Below are 18,840 nucleotides of genomic sequence, written 5' to 3'. Positions count from 1 at the left end.
TCTCTCTTTCTGCAACAAGAAACCCGCGGATAAATCCGCGGGCGTTTTTGTTAAAACGAACTTCGATAAACGAGCGTGCCCGGCAAGCCGGGCGCGGTACGCTATACCTTTCCGTAGAGTTCGGTGATGTCCTCGTTGCTGCGGTCGAGCATCCAGAACTGGTTCACGTGGGCGCAGGTATCCTCGACGAGGTTTATCTTGATCCCGTGCTTCGCTTCCAGGTAACGGTAGAGGCGCAGGGAATCTGCACACAGCGCGTCGACCATCATGGTGCTTACCACCAGGTTGATTTCGCGGAGCTTGCCCTTGTTGCGGGCACGCGCCATCCAGCGGTCAATCTCGCCCATCGTGGATTCGAGCGTCGCGATGCGGCCACCGCCACGGCATACCGGGCAGATTTCCGTCTTCTCGGTCATGAGGTTCACGCGCACGCGCTTGCGGGTAACTTCCATGATGCCGAACTGGCTAATCTGCGCAGGGCTAATCGGCGCCTTGTCGCGGCGGATAGCCTTGCGGAATTCCTGGTACACGGCATCGCGGTCGGAATCCGCGCCCATCTCGATGAACTTGATGATGATGAGGCCGCCCACGTCGCGCATGCGCAACTGCTTCGCGATTTCGCGGCAGGCGTCCAAGTTCGTCTCGAGGGCGAGCTTGTTCCTGTCCTTGCCGCGGGCACGCCCGAGATTCACGTCGATGGAGACGAGCGCTTCCGTCTGCTCGATCACGAGGTTCGCCCCGTTGTAGAGCGGAATGCGGCGCTGCAGGGAACGCGCGTAGTCGTTCTCTATCTTGAAATGTTCGAACAGGCTCTCGTTCTTGTCCCAGAGCTTCACCTTGTCGAGCTTGTCCGGAGAAAGCACCTTGAGGTAGTCACGCAGCGCGAGGTATTCCTCGCGGTTGTCGATATACACGTAGTCGGTGTTCTCGCCGAAGTATTCGCGCACGGTCTGCTCGATGGAATCGGATTCCTCGTAGATGCAGGTCTCGGCAGGCTGGTTCGCGAAGTTGAACTTGGTCTGTTCCCACTTGCTCTCGAGTTCGCGCATCTGCTTCTGGATTTCGAATTCGGATTCGTTGAGGCCGTTGGTACGCACGATGTAGCCCACGTCGCGGGCCTTGAGGCGGCGCACCACCTTCTTGAACTCGCGGCGCTTGGCCGGGTCGCGTTCACGCTTCGACACGCCGATGAAGTTGGTACCCGGCATGCACACGAGGAAACGCCCCGCAAAGCTCAGGTGCGTCGTGAGGCGTGCGCCCTTCGTGCTGATGGGTTCCTTCACCACCTGCACCATGATTTCCTGGCCTTCCTTCAGAATCTCGTCGATAGAGATTTCCTTGGACGGGCCATCTTCGTCATCGTCGTCACCGTATTCGCGGCGCAGGAGTTCACTGCGGTCCATTGCATCGTCCTGGTGCAGGAACCCGGCCTTCTCCATGCCGATATCGATAAACGCGGCCTTGAGCGCGGGCAATACCTTCTGCACCACGCCCTTGTATATATTCCCGAGCACGCGGGTCGAGGAAACGCTTTCCACCACGAGTTCGGCAAGCTCGCCGTCTTCCATGATGGCAATACGCTTCTCGTAAGGCGTCTTGCTGATGAGGATTTCGCGTTTCACCTTGTTGCGGCCGCGCATGTTGCCGCGCTTGGGGCGCGTAGGCTTCGCGGGCGCATCGGACTCCACGAAGTCGTAGAGCTCGGTGATGTCTTCCTTCTGGTCGTTGAACATCCAGAACTGGTTCACGTGGGCGCGGTCGTCCTCGACGAGTTCGACCTTCATGTCGTGCTTGTATTCCAGGTAGTGCAGCATGCGGGCGCGGTCACGCACCAGCACCTCCACCATCGGGGAGCTGAGCACGAGCGTCACCTGCTTGAGGCCGCCCTTCGAGTGGGCACGCGCCATCCAGCGGTCGATTGTCCCGAGGGCCGACTCGAGCGTGGCAATGCGGCCACCGCCACGGCACACCGGGCAGAACTTGCTCTTGTAAGAATCTTCGCGCACGCGTTCGCGGCGAATTTCCATGAGCCCGAACTGAGTAATCGGGGAAGGCTTCACGATTGCCTTGTCGCGGCGGGCGGCCTTCACAAATTCCTGGTAGATAATCTCGCGGTCGTTGTCGGTCTCCATGTCGATGAAGTCCACAATCACAAAACCATCCACATCCCTGAGTCTAAGCTGCTTCGCAATCTCGCGGCAGGCGTCGATGTTTGTTTCGAGGATAATCTTGCCCTGGTCCTTGCCGTGCACCTTGGGGCCCGTGTTCACGTCGATGGACATGAGCGCCTCGGTCTGCTCGATTACGAGGTTTCCGCCACGCGGGAGCGGTACCTGGCGCTGCAGGGAACGCGCGTAGTCGTTCTCTATCTTGAAATATTCAAAGAGGCTCTCGCTAGAGCTCCAGAGCTTCACCTTGTCGAGCATCTCGGGAGCGGCGCTGCGCAGGTAGTCACGCAGCGAGAAGTACTCGTCGCGGTTGTCCACGTACACGTAGTCGGTGTTGCCGTTGAAGTATTCGCCGATAGCGCGGCCCGCGGAATTGGACTGCTCGTACACGCAGGTACCGACGGTGGCACCCGCATAGTTTTCCTTGGTGCGGTTCCAGAGGGCCTCGAGTTCCTGCATCTGTTGCTGGAGGGCTTCCTCCGTCGCTTCCATGCCCGAGGTACGCACGATGTAACCCACGTCGCCGGCCTTGAGGCGGTTGATCATCCCCTTCACCTCGCGGCGACGGGCAATATCACGTTCACGCTTCGACACGCCGATGAAGTTCGTGCCCGGCATGCAGACCAACAGGCTACCCGCGAACGTCACGCGCATGGTGAGCCCCACGCCCTTGCCTCCCGCGGCCTCCTTCGAGACCTGCACCATAATCTCGTCGCCCTCGTGGAGCACGTCGGTTATGGCGGACTGCCCGTAGGCATCCGAATCGTCGTCATCGAACCTGCATTCGAGCGCGGCCTTCGCGTCAAAGACATCCTCTTGCCGCAAGACACCGTCCTGGCCGAGCCCTACATCTACATAGGCAAGCCCGGCCGCAGGAACGACCTTCTGTACGACACCCTTATAAATATTACCCTGGACCTGATTCGAAGAACTCCCCTCGACCACGAGTTCCGCCAGTTCGCCATCTTCCATGATGGCATAGCGCGTTTCGTAGGGAGTCTTACTAATCAAAATTCCACGTTTGCACTTATACGTCATTAACAATCCTAAAAGTATGGTAAAACTTTATAGAAAAACGCCCAAAACAGCAATCCGGGTCCGGAGCGCCGTAAAAGGTAATATAAATATAATAAAAGATATTTAAACCAGACGAGCAGTCACGTGAGACGAAGCGACCGATATCAATCGGTCATGTAGGCGACCTTTGGACACTTGGCCGTTAGGCCTTAGTGTACATGGCCACCTTTAGGTGGGAGTGCTCACGTCAAGTGAGACGGCGGGGCACCGGCGCTGTTGCGGATGGCGGCCTGCTTCCTTGCCACAATCTGGTCGGCGATGGCGCGGGCCTTCTCGGTCAGCCACAGCCACGACTGGCTACCCGTCACGTAGTCCGCCTCGCCGAACATCTGCACGCGCTGGGCATGCCGGAGAGCCTCCACCTGGCGGAAAGCCTTCACGTCGCCCTTCGGGTACACCGCAAAGGTGGAACCGCCGTTGTAGTTCAATATGCTGAACGCGGGCACGTCACTCGGGCCGTCCGCAATGTAGACCATGTTCTCGAAGGGCACACGCCTGCTCTCGCGGGCAATCGCCGAATTCACGTCGATGGAATCGGGATACTTGTTGCTCCCCTTGTTTATCTCGAACAGGTAGCGGGTCTTGCTCGTGTTGTCGAGCGCGCAGGCGACCTGCGAAATCTCGCGGGCCGGAACCAGGCCAAGTTCCGCGGCAGACGCCCCCGATTTCAGGTCCCCCGCTGCATCCAAAAAACCGGGCTGCAGCGGGTTCTCGATAAACTCGCAACCAAAAATGCCCTCCACGTAGGGCGCGATGGAACTCCCGCGAATCGTCTCCGCAAACCCGGTACTGACAACGTAATGTTCCAGCCGGATATCGAACGCCTTGTACTTCGGGTCTTCTTCCACAAGCTTCTTGATTTCGCCAAAGAACTGCGGGAGCCCCGGGTAAAACACGAGTTCCTTGCCGAACTCGCGCAACAGCTTGTTCGAAAGCCCCTTGAAGAGCCCCGCCTTCACGTAGGTAAGGATATGGTTCAGGTAGCTTGTATCGGAATTCACCGAAATGCCCTGCGCGCCGTAACGTTCCTTGAGCGCATTCACCTCGGCCCAGAATGTTTTACCGTCCACGCCATAGTGGCGAAACAGAGGCTCCTGCATGTACGAACTGATGAGGGTCTTGTCGCAGTCCCACACCATCGCGATAATATTCTGTTCAAACGGCGCCTGTTTCATAATAAACCTCTACACCTCCCGCAATAAACTTCTCAATCCCGCAATAAACATCCCGTAACGCGAATCCTAATCATCCATCATCAATCATCCATTATCCATCAATAAACATCCCGTAACCCGAATCCTAATCATCCATCATCAATCATCAATTATCAATCATCATTTACTTTGTAATAAAGTAGTCTTCCGGGTTCACGGGCACGCCGTCCAAGCGAATCTCGTAATGCAGGCCCACGCCGGATTCTCGCCCGCTCTCGTTGACGGTCGCAATCGGGTCGCCACGGCGCACCACGTCGCCCTCGCGTACCAGCGCATGCCCCAGGTGCGCGTAGAATGTGCGGACCTTCGGCAGGTGGCTAATCTTCATCGAGAGTCCGAATCCGCGGTGCGAACGTACCTCCATCACGATGCCCGCGCCTGTCGCGTACACCGTGTCGCCCACATCGGCCACGTAGTCAATCCCGCGGTGCGGCAGTTCAATCTCGGTAAACGGGTCGCGAATCATCTCGAACCGGTTCCTTATAGCGTGCCCGTTCTTGAGCGGGTGAATCACAGGGAAGCGCGCCGCCAGCGCCGAATCCGCCTCGATTCCCTTCAAGAGCCTCTTGAAGCTGCTCTCGATTTCGCGCAGGCTCTTCCTGGAAGAGAACGGCACCGATTCCTCGCCAAGGGCATCGTCCAGCGTAAACCCGAGCCCGCTCAGCTTCATGGTGCTGTCGCGCAGGAGTTTCGTCTCCTCCGCCTTGAGGATAGATTCGTCCACCGTCTCGCGGATACCCTTGATTTCTTCCTTGATGGCCTTGTTCTGGCGGTAAACCGAAACGATATCGTCTGTTGTTAAGTTGTCTATAATCTGCGTCGGGGAGAACAGGATAAACCCGACTGCCGCGAGCAGTATGGCCACCGGCACAAGGAGTATGCGCCAGAACGACAGCCGGAAGTTCTTGCTGCCGGACGTCCGTTCCGTAAACACATGGACTTCGAGCTTGCGCACGGGCTAGCGGCCCCCTCCGGCAATCTTTGTCTCGAGGTCTTCGATACGGCGCTTGGTCTCCTCGATGTCGCCGATGAGTTCCACCACCGACGGGTCGTCCTTGATGGTGGAAAGAAGGTCGCCCTGGACCGCCTTGTAGAGCTTTTGGCCGAGGGACTGGAACTTGGTTTTGAGCCTACCTTCTTCCGTAGCCAGTTCAACCCTGCTCAGTGCGGTGCCGGCAACCCCCAGCGCCTTGCTTTTTATCTTGTTTAGAGCCGTTCCGTTCATAAATCTTACCTCGCTCGGCCTTAAAAAATAGTAGTTTTTCATTGTAAAAAACAATGGAGACATAACATGAGCCGAAGCGAACGCAGACGCGCTAAGCAGAACGTCAAAAATTTTACGCCAAACAAAAAGAACGCCCTGAATAAAGGGGTTATCGTAATTATCGGAATTATTGCGGTCGTATTCTTCGTGGGTACGATGCTTATTCAGAGAGGTGCCTAAACAATGAAGTTCGTGATCGAAAAGAACGCTTTCCTGGATGTACTGCAGGCAGCCATCAACGCAGTCCCCAACAAGTCCACCATCCAGATTCTCAACAACTTCGCTCTGCGCCTGGAAGGCAACTTCCTCGAAGTGAGCGCGACCGACCTGAACCTCGGTATCAGGGTCAAGGTCGAAGTCCAGGGCGAACGCGACGGTTCCGTGGTCATCAACGCGCGCAAGCTGCTCGACCTCGTGAAGAGCCTCGTCGACCCGAGCATCACGAATGTGACCTTCGACGTGCAGGATTACCTCGCCACCATCCAGTGGAGCGCGAAGGGCAAGGCCTCCATCAGCGGTATCGACGCGAGCGACTTCCCGCCGTTCCCCGAAGTCTCCGAAGGCGAATCCCTCAACTTTGCCGCAAGCGAACTCGCTTTCCTCGCCGAAAAGACGACCTTCGCCTGCTCGACCGACACTATCCGCCTCAACCTGAACGGCGTCTATCTTGAAGCCAAGGACGGCGTGATTTCCATGATTGCGACCGACGGTCACCGTCTGGGCCGTGCCTCCATCGAACAGGAAGGCGCGAACCTCACGAACGGCGCCATCATCCCGAAGAAGGCCCTCCAGCTTATCCTCCACATGGTGAAGCCCGATGCTACAGTCGAGGTCCGTACGTCTGCAACGCACATCCTCTTCAACACCGGTTCCACCCAGGTTATCTCGAAGCTCTTCGAAGGACCGTACCCCAACTACCGTGCGGTGATTCCGCAGAACTTCGAACGCACCGTGCAGATGAACACGGTTGAATTCCAGAACAAGATGCGCAGCGTGATTGCCATGGCGAACGTGCGTACCCACAAGGTGCGCCTGCAGATTGACGGCAACAACATGGAACTCAGCGCAAGCGACCCGGATGTCGGTGGCGATTCCCGCGAAGCACTCGCAGTGACGCACAACGGCGAAGGCAACTTCAGCATCGGGTTCGACGGTCGCTACCTCTCCGAAATCTTCAGCATGTGCAAGAGCGAAGAGACCATCATGAAGATGAACAACCCCATCGGCGCCTGCATCATTGAACCGGTAGGCGACAATCTCGGGTTCAGCTTCCTCCTGATGCCGACGCACCTGAACGACGACTAATAATCGCGCTTTAAGCCACGCGTTACAAACAAATTAAAAGACTCCGCCCGGCGGGGTCTTTTTTATTTTATATTTGTTTTGCCTACAAGTTTTACAAGTTTACATCTTTTTTTCAAAAAAAACAATTTTTGTTTTTCATTTAAAATAAATATATATTACAGGTATGCGTTCCTTACTCATTATCATTGCTTTTATTGCTTGTAGCAACGTTTTTGCGGGAAAATGCTCTTTTTTTTATGTTCCAGGAATGCAACAAGTGGCAGAGGATTCATTTGACGGAGCCGATTCTTCGGCATTTCCCAGCCTAAAACACACTATAAACATTTCTGGAATTGTAGACTCAACAGCAGAGGCTCAATTTTTGTCGGAATGCATAAGACACGGAGTACCCTATTGTTCCAGTGTAACAGTCCATTATCAAAACAATCCTCTATATAATAACAGCGCATCAGAAGAAAGTTGGGGATGTGCAGCTTGGCTAGAAAATGTAACCTTATCTTACGAAATTGAGTCTCCAATGTCAAAAAAAGCCGATTCGAGAATTATTTATCCATGTGAATTAAATCTAAATATAGGTGATACAATATATATAAAAAACTATTCCGTTCTATATTATGAAATTTGGGATGAATATTACAAATGCGATATTGATCCTAAAATAGAAGCTATCGGCGAATACACGGTCATTCCTCAACAGCAAACCAAAATACTTCCCCCCGCACACACAAAAAAATTCGAACCGACAAAAATCTACAACCGTGACGCTAGCGGACGCTTTAACAACGGCAAGAATAAATACATTATCCATTACTGAATGCATCACGGCTTTTTCTTTACAAATTAAAAAACTCCGCCTAGCGGGGTCTTTTTTTTCACCGGCGGCTACACTGCCGACCTGTTTTTACGGAGAATTATCAAAAATGTCAACCCTTTTTCCAAGAAAAAGATTATTTTAAAAATATGACGTTAATGATAATCCAACTCCTGGTTGTGCTTCTCGCACTCTACGTGGGTTCCCGTTACGGGAGCCTTGCCCTCGGTGCCATTTCGGGAATCGGCCTTGCCATCCTCGTACTCGGCTTCGGCCTGCAGCCCGGCAAGCCGCCTACCGACGTTATCTACATCATCATCGCGGCGGTGACCTGCGCAGGCATATTGCAGGCATCGGGCGGCATGGATTGGCTGATCCAGGTTGCGGAGCGCCTGTTGCGCAAGCATCCGAACCACATCACGATTCTCGCCCCGCTCTGCACGTTCTTCCTCACGGTGCTCGTGGGTACCGGCCACGTGGTTTACACCCTCATGCCGATTATCTGCGATATCTCGCTCAAGAAGGGAATCCGCCCGGAACGCCCCTGCGGCGTGGCCTCCGTCGCATCGCAGGTCGGTATCACCTGCTCGCCCATTGCAGCTGCCGTCGCCTCGTTCGTGATTATCTCGAACGCGAACGGGTTCAACATCAACAACCTGCAGGTCATCGCGATTACTATCCCCGCGTGCCTCTGCGGGCTCATGGCCGCAGCGCTCGTTTCGTACAGGCGCGGGCTCGACCTCGACAAGGACCCCGCATTCCAGGCCCGCCTCAAGGACCCGCAGATGAAGGAATACATGTACGGGAATACCGCTTCCGTGCTCGACAAGGAAGTCTCCAAGGAAGCGAAGCGCGCCGTGTTCATTTTCCTCGGTGCTCTCGCCGTCATCGTATTCTTCTCCATTATGCAGATTGCGGGCCACGACATTCGCCCCAAGTTCCCTACAGGTAAAGTAATTGACGGCGTGGCGCAAATGAAGCCGCTCGCCATGAACATCATCATCCAAATTGTGATGATAACGGCCGCGGCGTTCATGATTATCTGCTGCAAGGCGAGTCCCAAGAAGGCCGTGGCGGGCGCCGTGTGGCAGAGCGGCATGGTCGCCGTCGTCGCGATTTACGGGATTGCCTGGCTTGCCGATACCTACTTCGCGAACTACATGGACGTGATGCAGGGCGGCCTCAAGGACATCGTGCAGCATTACCCGTGGGCCATCGCGTTTGCGTTCTTCGCGGTGAGTGTGCTCATCAACTCGCAGGGCGCGGTGGTGGTCGCCATGCTCCCGCTCGCCTATAGCCTCGGCATCGAAGGTCCTGTGCTCCTAGGCGTGTTACCGAGCGTGTACGGGTATTTCTTTATCCCGAACTACCCCTCGGACATTGCGACCGTGAACTTCGACCGCTCGGGCACAACCGTCATCGGCAAGTACCTGTTGAACCATAGCTTTATGCGGCCGGGCCTCGTGAGCGTCATCGTCTCGACCATCGTGGGTACACTGCTCGTGAAGCTGTTCTACTAGAGCCCGCTTTATCCGTGCAATTTGCCGCCTATCGTAAAGATTAGCCTGCATTATTGACCGTGCAGAGGCAATTTCTTACCTTATGCGCATGAAATTCGCACGAACAACAGCACTAGTCATTTACGCATTGACAGCCCTGCTTACCACGGGGTGCGTCACGACGCAAATACACAAGTTCCGGATGACGGCATCCGAGGCACCGGAAGTACATGGCGCAAACACCCAGCAGGCACCCAATTCCTCATCGTGGAGATTCACGGCGAAGGTCAACTACAATGCAGAAAAGAACGTGGACATCTCCGAAGACATATATGAAACCGCAGATTTCGATAGGCTTTTTGAAAAAGAGATAAAGTTCAAGGATGCCGCGTACGAGATGGGCGGCCTCGACTTCAGCGGAAAAATCGACTACCTCTATAAAGGCAAGAGTTTCGTGGTTGGAGGTGGCCTCGGTTACAAGGACGGCCTCTTTTCGCACCTCACGATGGGCGCAAACTTCACGCACTTTGAATTCGGCACGTTCATCGGGACATACAGCCAATACAGCGACCTAGAATACTGGGGAGAGACGGGCGAAGACTGCGGAGATGATGACGGCGAGTGCAAGACTATCGGCGACCACACTTCCCGTTTTAATGCAAGCTTTTTTGCGGGACTATACGCCGGGTTCTATTTCGACAAGCTATTCTTCAACCTGAGCGTAAGTTCCTACGGTCCGAATTCCGAAATCGAGGGCATTCATCTGGACACCCCTGGCATTGCGACAGGGTATCTCACTGCAGGCTACAGACTCAACCGCTGGCTCGAATTCAGCGTAGGCGGAGTCTTCACTTATATAGGCACTTCCGATTGGCACGACAACGTAGGTGTTACCGGTGGCATAAGCCTCTACCTGTAAACACAGCGCACGGAACGGAAGTCCCCCTTGGGGAAGGCGTTCATGCTTGCGGCCTTGCTGCTGAAATCAAGGAACAGGTAATACGCGAGATCGTCGGGCGTGGCGGTCGCACTCCAGAAATAGGCGTAACCGCCGATACCGTCGTATGTACCGCCGGCAAGTGCGCCGCACTCGCCTTCATAAACGGCGCCGCGATAACCTGCGGGGAGCACGTTAAAGCCGAACGCGTCGGTACCGTTCCCCTTCTTGAACCACCCGCCGGTGGACTTTAGTTTTTCGCCCGCGACTGCCATGCCGCTCGCAAAATCCGCGCCGCCCGCCTCCGTAATAAGCGATGCAAAGTCCGCGCTGTCCGGGAGATGCCAGCCTCCGGGGCACGCCGTGCTCGCATCGTCCCAAGTATAGAGCCTTCCGTACTTATCGCAGTTGCGGTTGTCGCCCTCGGGGCACACGCTCCCCTCGGTCACGAAATTCAGGTTCTCCGCAAACCAGGTGAGGCCACCAATCTTTACTACGTCGTAGCTCTGGCCATCGCGCGGGTCGGTGAACGACTCGGAGCAGGCAACAAAGAGCACAGCAAGGAAAAGCCCAGCGAGCAATGATAAAACGCGACGCATAGGAGAAAAAATAATAAATGATATCGCCTGTTTCCTGTAAGAACCAGAAAAAGTGTTTTCGGGAAGAATAAAAAGCGCAGCAGGTTGTATATTTACTTTAGAACAACTTTAAGACGGTACCCTATGTTAATTGAAAAGATTGCATCCCCGAGAGATGTGAAGAAGATGGACGCGGAAAGCCTGAAGGCGCTGGCCGGCGAGATTCGCACGGCGCTTTTGAACAAAATTTCAAAATGTGGCGGACACCTGGGCCCGAACCTTGGATTCATGGAACCGACCATCGCATTGCACTATGTATTTGAATCGCCCAAGGACAAGATTGTCTACGATGTTAGCCACCAGAGCTACACGCACAAGATTTTGACAGGCCGCGCCGAAGCGTTCCTGAATCCGGAAAAGTACTGGAGCGTCACAGGTTACACCGAACCTTGCGAAAGCGAACACGACCAGTTCATGATTGGCCACACTTCAACCTCGGTGAGCCTTGCGCTCGGGCTTGCAACCGCCCGCGATATCAAGGGCGAAAAGGGCAACGTCATCGCCGTCATCGGTGACGGTTCCCTAAGCGGCGGTGAAGCATTCGAAGGCCTCGACAACGCCGGTGAATACGCGACCAACTTTATCGTGGTCGTAAACGACAACGAAATGTCCATCGCCGAAAACCACGGCGGGCTTTACGGGAGCCTCGCGGAACTCCGCGCCACCCAGGGCAAGAGCGAAAACAACTATTTCAAGAGCCTCGGCTTTGACTACCTGTATGTAGAACAAGGTAACGACATCGAATCGCTTATCGCGGCATTCAAGCAGGTGAAAGATTCCACAAAGCCCGTGGTGGTGCACATCCACACGCTCAAGGGCAAGGGCTACAGCTTCGCCGAAAACGCGAAGGAAGGCTTCCACTGGGCGGCTCCCTTCGACATCCCGACCGGCGTGGTGGACTGGGGCAGCGGCGAATCTTACGGTGCAATCCTCGGCGACTACCTGATGAAAAAAATCAAGGCCGACCCGAAAATCGTCGTAATCCATTCCGCCGTGCCCGCAGGCATCGGGTTCTTTGCCGAGCAGCGTAAAGCGGCGGGCAAGCAATTCATTGACGTGGGCATCGCTGAAGAGCACGCCGTCGCACTCGCCTCCGGACTCGCGAAGGGCGGCGCAAAGCCCGTGTACAGCACACACAGCACGTTTATCCAGCGCACCTACGACCAGCTCTCGCAGGATTTGTGCGCGAACAACAATCCGGCCACACTGCTCATTACCATGTCCGGCGCCGACGGTATGAACGACACCACGCACCTCTGCATTTTCGACATCCCGATGATGAGCAACATCCCGAACCTGGTTTACCTCTGCCCGACTTGTGTGGAAGAGGCAATCGCCATGATGGACTACGCCATTGACCAGACAGAACACCCCATGGCCATCCGCATCCCGAACGGGGTTGCGCACCGCAGCGTAAAAATCGACACTGATTACTCCAAGCTCAACACATTCAAGGTTGACAAGCGCGGAAGCAAGGTCGCCCTTATCGGTCTCGGCAGCTATTACGCCCTCGCCGAAGAAGTCGCAGCAGAACTCGCCAAGCAGGGAATCGACGCGACCATCATCAACCCGCGATTTGCAACGGGTGTGGACCGCGAAGTGTTGGACGGCCTGCGCGCCGACCACCAGGTAGTCGTGACGCTCGAAAACGGTGTGATTGACGGCGGCTTCGGCGAAAAGATCGCCCGCTTCTACGGCAACAGCGACATGCGCGTACTCGTAAAAGGCCTCAAGAAGGAATTCTACGACAAGGTGCCTTACGGCGAACTCATGGAAAGGAACCGCCTCACGCCCAAGCAGATTGTGGAAGACGTGATGGCCGCGCTGGAATAACGTCACCGATACGAGAATCGTGCCTTTCGCCCGAAATAAGTATATATTTCGGGTATGTCCATCTCGCAGCACATATTCCGACTCATGCTTCCCGCGCTCTTGTGCGGAGCTGTCGGGCCGCTTGCCGGTACCGCCCATGCCGTGGGGTTCGCGGGTGTTTTCGATGCGGGCTGGTCCACCGCCTACTACCCGCAAGATTCCATCACGCACATGCACCAGCGCCTGCACGCACTCGGGATGGACGAGGTCGTGTTGCAGTATGCCGCCGTCGAAGCGACACACTTGTACTACCCCTCGCAACTGGACTTTTTGCAGAACACGCAGTACAAGAACAACGAACTTTTTCCCAAAAGCATCGAGGCGGCGAAGGCCACCGGGACCAGGGTCTGGCTCGGGCTTTACTACAATGGCGACAACTGGTACACGCCACCGACCGCCGAGCAGCTCGATACTTTGTCTGCACGCAACCTGAAGGTGCTCGAAGAAATTTATGCGCTGTACGGGAGCGAGACCGTCGTCGAGGGCGTGTACATCCCGCAAGAGATCGCGCGCTACTACTGGGACGGCCTGCGCGATGACGCGACGCCGGAAATGCTTACGAAGCACTTCTTGAAACCGGTCACCGAAGCCGCACAGGCTAAGGGCTGGAAGGTGATGGCCGCACCCTTCTACAACCAGAATCTAGAATCGCCCGCAAAGCTGCAATCGTTTTTCGAGAAACTTTTTTCCACAGGATTCAAGCCCGACGTAATCGCCGTGCAGGATGGCGTAGGCGCGAGCGACGCAGGCAAGCACCATGCTGAAACCGCGACCGTAGGCAACTACGAGCGGGCGGTTGCAAGCGCCTGCAAGCAATACGGGATTGAATTCTGGGTAGACCTGGAACTGTTCCGCACCGACGACTCGCACGCACTCGCAGACAGTGCAAGAATTTCGGAACAGCTCGACACCGCTTACGCCGCGGGGGCTTTGAAGGTCATCGGCTATGACTTGGCCGTGCTCGGGAACGCGGGACTCGATTCCCTCGAGAAGTGGAATCTGGAATCGAGCATGGAGCCTGCGTCACCCGATTCCACAACCGGCATTGCGATACCACGCGAATATTACGAAACCCGACGCGCAGCCAACGCCCGCATGTTCGACATGCAGGGCCGCTACCTCGGCACCGACGAAAAGAAAATAAGCCCCGCCGTCAGGACCGTGAAGAAGCGGTAAAGTTTAGAATTCAGAAAAAATACATATTTAGAGAATTATAACGCTAAAAAGTGCTTATAACGCTCTAAATCTTGTATTTTTTTACACATTTAGAGAATTATAGCGCATAAAATGCACTATAGCAAAATTGTCTAACGTAACAAATCGGAATAAATCAGGTAAGATTCTTCCACTTGAAGAAAAGCGCCTTCAGTTTCTGGAGGTAGAACTTGCTTTCTTCTACATCTATAAAGAACGTTGCGATGCACACCACAAGGTGCGCACTGAAAACTATGCTCACGATAGCATTGGCAACGTAATACGCGCCAAACATGTTTATACGGACAAATTCAATGTGAGTCCACAGGAGCCAGAGAATTGAACATACCGCAAAGGCCTTCAGGACCAGCGTGTTATTCTTGGCAAGGGCAACAATGCCCGCCGCAATCGAAGCCGCAGTCATGATTACGACAGGCACGGAATGGTCGTACCCGATATGTACCAAGAAGCCAAACCCGTCTACCAAGAATACTACGGCGCAGAACCGGAGCAGGCTCAGATTCACGTGGCTCCCTTCCTGAGTCTTCATGTTCCCCATAAACAACGAAACGAAATAGACTACCATAAACATGTTTATAAAGTGGTCGGCCAGCCTTTGCAGCAGGAACCCGACACCCGGCGAATATTGAAGGCCCAAATACACGCGCGCGAAGTTTATACCGCCAACAATACTCACTATTATCATGATTGCGGAAAAGACTCTCAGGAGTTTCGCGCTCTTTTTTGCGAACACGATTATCCCCACGAGAATAATGGCGACACTTGCGAGAATCATCGGAGCAATATCCGTAAAGGACTCGCCCTCTTCAAACCCCACCATAGTAACCTGCAACAAGAGCCTCATGAGTCTATTTAACTCGTGCACGGCAATCAGGATGCCGAAAACTCTAAGCAAGTCAAGGTTCATCACAAGTCCTAATGCTCGTGTTTCCCTGTCGGGCTATAACTACAGCCGGAGCCATAACTAGTCGAGCCGCAGTAGGCGCACTTGTCGTTACCGTGACCATGCTTGTGATTGCCGGTGGGGCTATAGCTGCACGAGCCATAACTGGACGAGCCGCAGTAGATGCAACTCGAAGAGTCCGCGATATGGACATGCTTGCCGGTGGGGCTGTAGGAGCAACCGCTCCCGTGACTGGATGAACCGCAAAAACGACAATGTGACATGGTTTGTACCTCCGATTGTAATATATATAAAAAACACCCCCGGCCGTGATAGTCGGGGGCGGTTTAATGCGGGTCTGGATCCTTCGACTTCGGCGCTATGCGCCTCCGCTCAGGATGACGTTCGCAAAGGCCCTTCGGCAGGCTCAGGGACCTTTATTTCACGAATGCGCCGTAGATGGCCTTGATGGCCTTCTCGGTATCGGCTTCGTCAACACCGGTGATGATGTTGATCTGCGAAGAACCCTGGTCGATGATGCGGACGTTTACCTTGTTGTCGGCGAGAGCGGTGAAGAGCTTTGCAGCCACACCGATCTTGTTCGTCATGCCGTGACCGACAGTCGCGATGAGCGAGATGCCCGGGAAGACCTTGATACGGTCGGGGCGCATCTGCTGCGTGATGTCTTCGAGGACCACGTCCTGCACGGCGTCGAGGGCCTTGCTATCCACCACGATGCTCATGGAGTCGATGGCGCTCGGGCACAGTTCGTAGGAGAGGCCTTCGCTTTCGAGCACGGCGAGCACGCGGCGACCGAAACCGACTTCCTTGTTCATCATGGACTTTTCGATGTAGATCATCGAGAAGCCCTTGCGGCCGGCGACACCCGTAATCGGGAGCTTCGCTTCTTCCGGAGTGGGGCCGATGATGGTGCCCGCGTCTTCGGGGCGGTTCGTGTTGCGGATATTGATAGGAATCTTCTTGGCGCGGCACGGAGCGATAGATTCGTCGTGAAGCACGGAAGCGCCGGAATAAGCGAGTTCGCGGATTTCGCGGTAGCTCACGTATTCAATGGGCAGCGGATTTTCCACAATGCGCGGGTCAGCCATGAGCATGCCCGAGACGTCGGTCCAGTTCTCGTACTTGGCGGCATCGATGCCGTTAGCGAGGATGGCGCCCGTAATGTCGGAACCGCCACGGCTGAAGGTCTTGACTTCGCCACGGAGGTTTGCGCCGTAGAAGCCCGGCAGCACGTAAAGCTGGTTCTCGTCGGAGAGGGCCTTCGCGATGTCTTCGTAGGTCTTCGGGACAATGCGGTACTTGTCATCGAAGGTAATCAGCGGAAAGGTATCCACGAAGTTTGCGCCCAGGTACTTGGCCATGAGGCGGGCGCACAGGAATTCGCCACGGCTCACGAGGAAGTCGGTGCTGACGGATTCGGGGTGGTTCTTCAGCTTGTCCTCGAGGCTGTCGAGGTCTTCGGTCAGCTTGTCTTCGAGACCGAGGTCCTTGCAGATTTCGTCGTAGCGCTGACGGATCAGGTTCCACGGGGTCGAAAAGTCGAGGCCCTTGGAGGCGAGGTCGTAGGTGCTGTAGAGGAGGTCGGTAAGCTTGGTTTCCTTAGGATTGCGCTTGCCGGGGGCGGAAACGACGATGACCTTGCGGTTCTTGTCGGATTCAACGATGGCCTTGATCTTCTTGAACTGGCCGGCATCGGCGACAGAGCTGCCGCCGAACTTGCATACGATTCTTTGACTCATTTTTTCCTTTCGGGCCACCAAACCTCTCGGCTTCGAGCGCAACCGCTTTCCTCGCGATCAGCATCCCGTTCGGGATACTTGCCCAAGCCTACCCATCTGGCCAGCCACTTTGGTAATATGGTTGTCTATGTCTGCGACGGCATTTTACCGCCGCGCGGGGGCAAAGATAGAAATTTGACAAGTGCGCGGCAAGGTTTTGTAAAAATTGATACGCGAATGTAAAAAAACAGGGAGGGCTTGGCTCAAAATCGCCGCGAAACCGTTTTATGGTTAGGAGACCACCATGAAACAACCTAAGGAACTCATGAAAATCGCGGCGAACTCCTCCGTACCCGTGCTCATCCAGGGGGAATCGGGCGCAGGCAAGGAAGTCGCGGCACGCTACATACACGAGCAGAGCCCGCGGAGGAACGGCCCGTTTATCGCGCTGAACTGCGGGGCGCTCGCGCAGAACCTCATCGAAAGCACGCTCGAGGGCTCCGTAAAGGGCGCCTACACCGGGGCATACGCCGACCAGAAGGGAATCGTGCGGTCGGCACACGGGGGCACGCTGTTCCTCGACGAGATAGGCGAACTCCCGCTCGACGCCCAGAGCAAGCTACTGCGCATTCTGCAGGAACGCACGGTACTGCCCGTAGGCGGCTCGCACTGCATCCACGTCGACTTCCGGCTCATCTGCGCTACAAACAGGAACCTCAAGAAGGAGGTGCTCGAAAAACGTTTCCGCGAAGACCTGTTCTTCAGGCTGAACGTATTCCCGATAGTCATCCCTCCCCTGCGCTCGCGCGACGACTTCGAGGAGCTCGCACGCGACCTGTGGTACAGGATATGCGAGCATGCGAGACGCACGCATTTCGAGGTCCCCAAGACAAGGCTCACCATTGGCGAGATTACCGCCCTCAGGCAGTTCAAGTGGCCCGGCAACGTGAGGCAGCTGAAAAACGTGCTGCAGCGCTACGCCCTGCTGGAATCGCACGGGATAAGGCTCGAGGAACTCCTGTGCGAGGAATTCGCGATGGCATCGGTACACGAAGAAGAATCAAGGCAAAAGGGCGAGCAAAACGCACTCTGGGCCAAGCGGCGCGCGGCCGCCCCCAAGTGGGAAGTCATCAAGAACGTGCTCGACTCGTGCGAATGGAACAAGAGCATGGCATCGAGCAAGCTAGGAATAAGCAGGGGGAGCCTCTGCTACCAGGTGCGCAAGCACGCGGGGAGCATGGCGGAGGCGGGCTAGAATAAGGGCTAGAACCTTACGCCCAGGCCGAGATAGTGGTTGCCGTCGCCAAGCGCGGGGCGCGGCGAGTAGCCGTAGTCGAACACGATTCGCCCGAAGGTGAACCCGAGGCCCGCGCTGAAGCCGTCCTCGGTATGCGGGCGCGCCGCATAGCCCGCACGGAGCAGCAGGAATTCCTGGTAGGCGACTTCCATGCCGAAGCGCCATTCGGGGTCGTCCATGTCGGCGCGGCGGTAGGCGTCGGCAGAAACGTGAACTTCCCAGAGGCTCTCGAGCCCGAGGAGGCTACTCACGGGAACGATGCCCGTAACGCCCGCCTGCAGTGCCATCGGGGCGGCCTCGTGCTCGCCGCTGTACTCGCTGTCGGTCACGTAGCCGAAGTTCGTGATGGTGGCGCCGAACGAGAGGTACTTGAGCATGCGGTAAACGACGCCCGCATCGCCCAGAATGGCGAGGGTCGACTCGTCGTCAATCGCCTGGTAGGCAAAACGTGCAGAAAGCGACCAGCCAAAGGCCTTGCCGTAATTGCCGGCGCCAGCCTGCAATGCCCACGCATACGCACCGTAATCCCCGGTAAGCATGCCTTCCTCGTCACGGCCCTCCAGGTCATCGTACCCGAGGTACTCGAGCCCGAAGGAAAGCGCGAGCGATTCGAAAAGCGGCAGCCCGTAATAAACAGAGACAAAGTTGTCTGCACCCGCATCACCGAAAATTATCTGGTTAAGCCCGAATTCGGATTCGCGCAGACCCGTGAGTGCCAGAGGGTTGCGCGTCACTTCGGAGATGCGGCTTGCATCGGCGACGCCCGCACCAGAAAGAGCTGCACTGCGCGGCGACACCTGCATCGAAAGGAACTGCATCGTAACACCGCCAAGCCCGGTATTCCAGTAGCGACCGCTGGCGGCAAAGGCGGCCACGCACGGGAGCAGGAGGATAATCAGCAGTTTCTTCAACATACAAGTT

The 18,840-nt window shown here is 55.7% G+C and carries 16 protein-coding genes; 7 read left to right on the top strand and 9 right to left on the bottom strand.

Annotated features, from left to right (window positions below; translation table 11 throughout):
* Positions 1 to 101: 101 nt before the first annotated feature.
* The 4 genes from BUA44_RS15835 to BUA44_RS00375 all read right to left on the bottom strand — a co-directional run bounded on the left by BUA44_RS15835 (position 102) and on the right by BUA44_RS00375 (position 5,684).
* The gene (locus BUA44_RS15835; RefSeq protein ID WP_255370406.1) at positions 102 to 3,179 is read right to left on the bottom strand and encodes an Rne/Rng family ribonuclease; all 3,078 of its coding nucleotides are present in this window, start codon (positions 3,177 to 3,179) and stop codon (positions 102 to 104) included.
* A 248-nt stretch (positions 3,180 to 3,427) separates the two neighbouring features.
* Positions 3,428 to 4,420 carry an HAD family hydrolase gene (locus BUA44_RS00385; RefSeq protein ID WP_072807604.1) on the bottom strand — a complete coding sequence of 331 codons (993 nt, stop codon included), beginning with the start codon at positions 4,418 to 4,420 and terminating at the stop codon, positions 3,428 to 3,430.
* A gap of 163 nt (positions 4,421 to 4,583) precedes the next feature.
* A complete protein-coding gene (locus tag BUA44_RS00380) occupies positions 4,584 to 5,414 on the bottom strand; it encodes a M23 family metallopeptidase (RefSeq protein ID WP_072807603.1) in 831 nt (276 codons plus the stop codon).
* Between the two features lie 3 nt (positions 5,415 to 5,417).
* A complete protein-coding gene (locus tag BUA44_RS00375) occupies positions 5,418 to 5,684 on the bottom strand; it encodes a hypothetical protein (protein WP_072807602.1) in 267 nt (88 codons plus the stop codon).
* Between the two features lie 222 nt (positions 5,685 to 5,906).
* Here BUA44_RS00375 and dnaN point away from each other — a divergent pair, with 222 nt between their 5' ends.
* The 4 genes from dnaN to BUA44_RS00355 all read left to right on the top strand — a co-directional run bounded on the left by dnaN (position 5,907) and on the right by BUA44_RS00355 (position 10,257).
* On the top strand, positions 5,907 to 7,028 hold the full coding sequence (gene dnaN, locus BUA44_RS00370; RefSeq protein ID WP_072807601.1) for a DNA polymerase III subunit beta: 1,122 nt from the start codon (positions 5,907 to 5,909) through the stop codon (positions 7,026 to 7,028).
* 163 nt (positions 7,029 to 7,191) lie between these two features.
* The gene (locus BUA44_RS15160; RefSeq protein WP_143151795.1) at positions 7,192 to 7,842 is read left to right on the top strand and encodes a hypothetical protein; all 651 of its coding nucleotides are present in this window, start codon (positions 7,192 to 7,194) and stop codon (positions 7,840 to 7,842) included.
* 146 nt (positions 7,843 to 7,988) lie between these two features.
* Complete coding sequence (locus BUA44_RS00360) at positions 7,989 to 9,359, top strand: anaerobic C4-dicarboxylate transporter (protein ID WP_072807599.1); 1,371 nt, start codon at positions 7,989 to 7,991, stop codon at positions 9,357 to 9,359.
* An 88-nt stretch (positions 9,360 to 9,447) separates the two neighbouring features.
* Positions 9,448 to 10,257, top strand: coding sequence for a hypothetical protein (locus BUA44_RS00355; RefSeq protein WP_143151794.1), 810 nt, complete (start codon positions 9,448 to 9,450; stop codon positions 10,255 to 10,257).
* On the opposite strand, the gene BUA44_RS00350 is transcribed toward BUA44_RS00355, so the two are convergent.
* Positions 10,248 to 10,874, bottom strand: a complete 627-nt coding sequence (locus BUA44_RS00350) for a fibrobacter succinogenes major paralogous domain-containing protein (RefSeq protein ID WP_072807597.1) — start codon at positions 10,872 to 10,874, stop codon at positions 10,248 to 10,250. The genes BUA44_RS00355 and BUA44_RS00350 overlap by 10 nt on opposite strands.
* A 123-nt stretch (positions 10,875 to 10,997) precedes the next feature.
* Here BUA44_RS00350 and BUA44_RS00345 point away from each other — a divergent pair, with 123 nt between their 5' ends.
* Complete coding sequence (locus tag BUA44_RS00345; protein WP_072807596.1) at positions 10,998 to 12,746, top strand: 1-deoxy-D-xylulose-5-phosphate synthase; 1,749 nt, start codon at positions 10,998 to 11,000, stop codon at positions 12,744 to 12,746.
* Positions 12,747 to 12,800: 54 nt separating this feature from the next.
* Positions 12,801 to 13,961 carry a DUF4434 domain-containing protein gene (locus tag BUA44_RS00340; protein WP_072807595.1) on the top strand — a complete coding sequence of 387 codons (1,161 nt, stop codon included), beginning with the start codon at positions 12,801 to 12,803 and terminating at the stop codon, positions 13,959 to 13,961.
* A 154-nt stretch (positions 13,962 to 14,115) separates the two neighbouring features.
* On the opposite strand, the gene BUA44_RS00335 is transcribed toward BUA44_RS00340, so the two are convergent.
* The 3 genes from BUA44_RS00335 to BUA44_RS00330 all read right to left on the bottom strand — a co-directional run bounded on the left by BUA44_RS00335 (position 14,116) and on the right by BUA44_RS00330 (position 16,643).
* A complete protein-coding gene (locus BUA44_RS00335) occupies positions 14,116 to 14,907 on the bottom strand; it encodes a hypothetical protein (protein ID WP_072807594.1) in 792 nt (263 codons plus the stop codon).
* Positions 14,908 to 14,915: 8 nt separating this feature from the next.
* Positions 14,916 to 15,167, bottom strand: a complete 252-nt coding sequence (locus BUA44_RS15155; protein ID WP_143151793.1) for a hypothetical protein — start codon at positions 15,165 to 15,167, stop codon at positions 14,916 to 14,918.
* A gap of 153 nt (positions 15,168 to 15,320) precedes the next feature.
* Positions 15,321 to 16,643 carry an aspartate kinase gene (locus tag BUA44_RS00330; protein WP_072807953.1) on the bottom strand — a complete coding sequence of 441 codons (1,323 nt, stop codon included), beginning with the start codon at positions 16,641 to 16,643 and terminating at the stop codon, positions 15,321 to 15,323.
* A 283-nt stretch (positions 16,644 to 16,926) separates the two neighbouring features.
* On the opposite strand from BUA44_RS00330, the gene BUA44_RS00325 reads away from it, so the two are divergent.
* A complete protein-coding gene (locus BUA44_RS00325) occupies positions 16,927 to 17,877 on the top strand; it encodes a sigma 54-interacting transcriptional regulator (protein WP_072807593.1) in 951 nt (316 codons plus the stop codon).
* Positions 17,878 to 17,885: 8 nt separating this feature from the next.
* Here the strand turns inward: BUA44_RS00325 and BUA44_RS00320 are convergent, their stop codons facing one another.
* A complete protein-coding gene (locus BUA44_RS00320; protein WP_072807592.1) occupies positions 17,886 to 18,833 on the bottom strand; it encodes a PorV/PorQ family protein in 948 nt (315 codons plus the stop codon).
* Positions 18,834 to 18,840 lie beyond the last annotated feature (7 nt).

The sequence above is a fragment of the Fibrobacter sp. UWR3 genome, from assembly GCF_900143055.1.
Classification (GTDB): Bacteria; Fibrobacterota; Fibrobacteria; order Fibrobacterales; family Fibrobacteraceae; genus Fibrobacter.
This window is presented reverse-complemented; position numbering and strand designations above follow the sequence as displayed.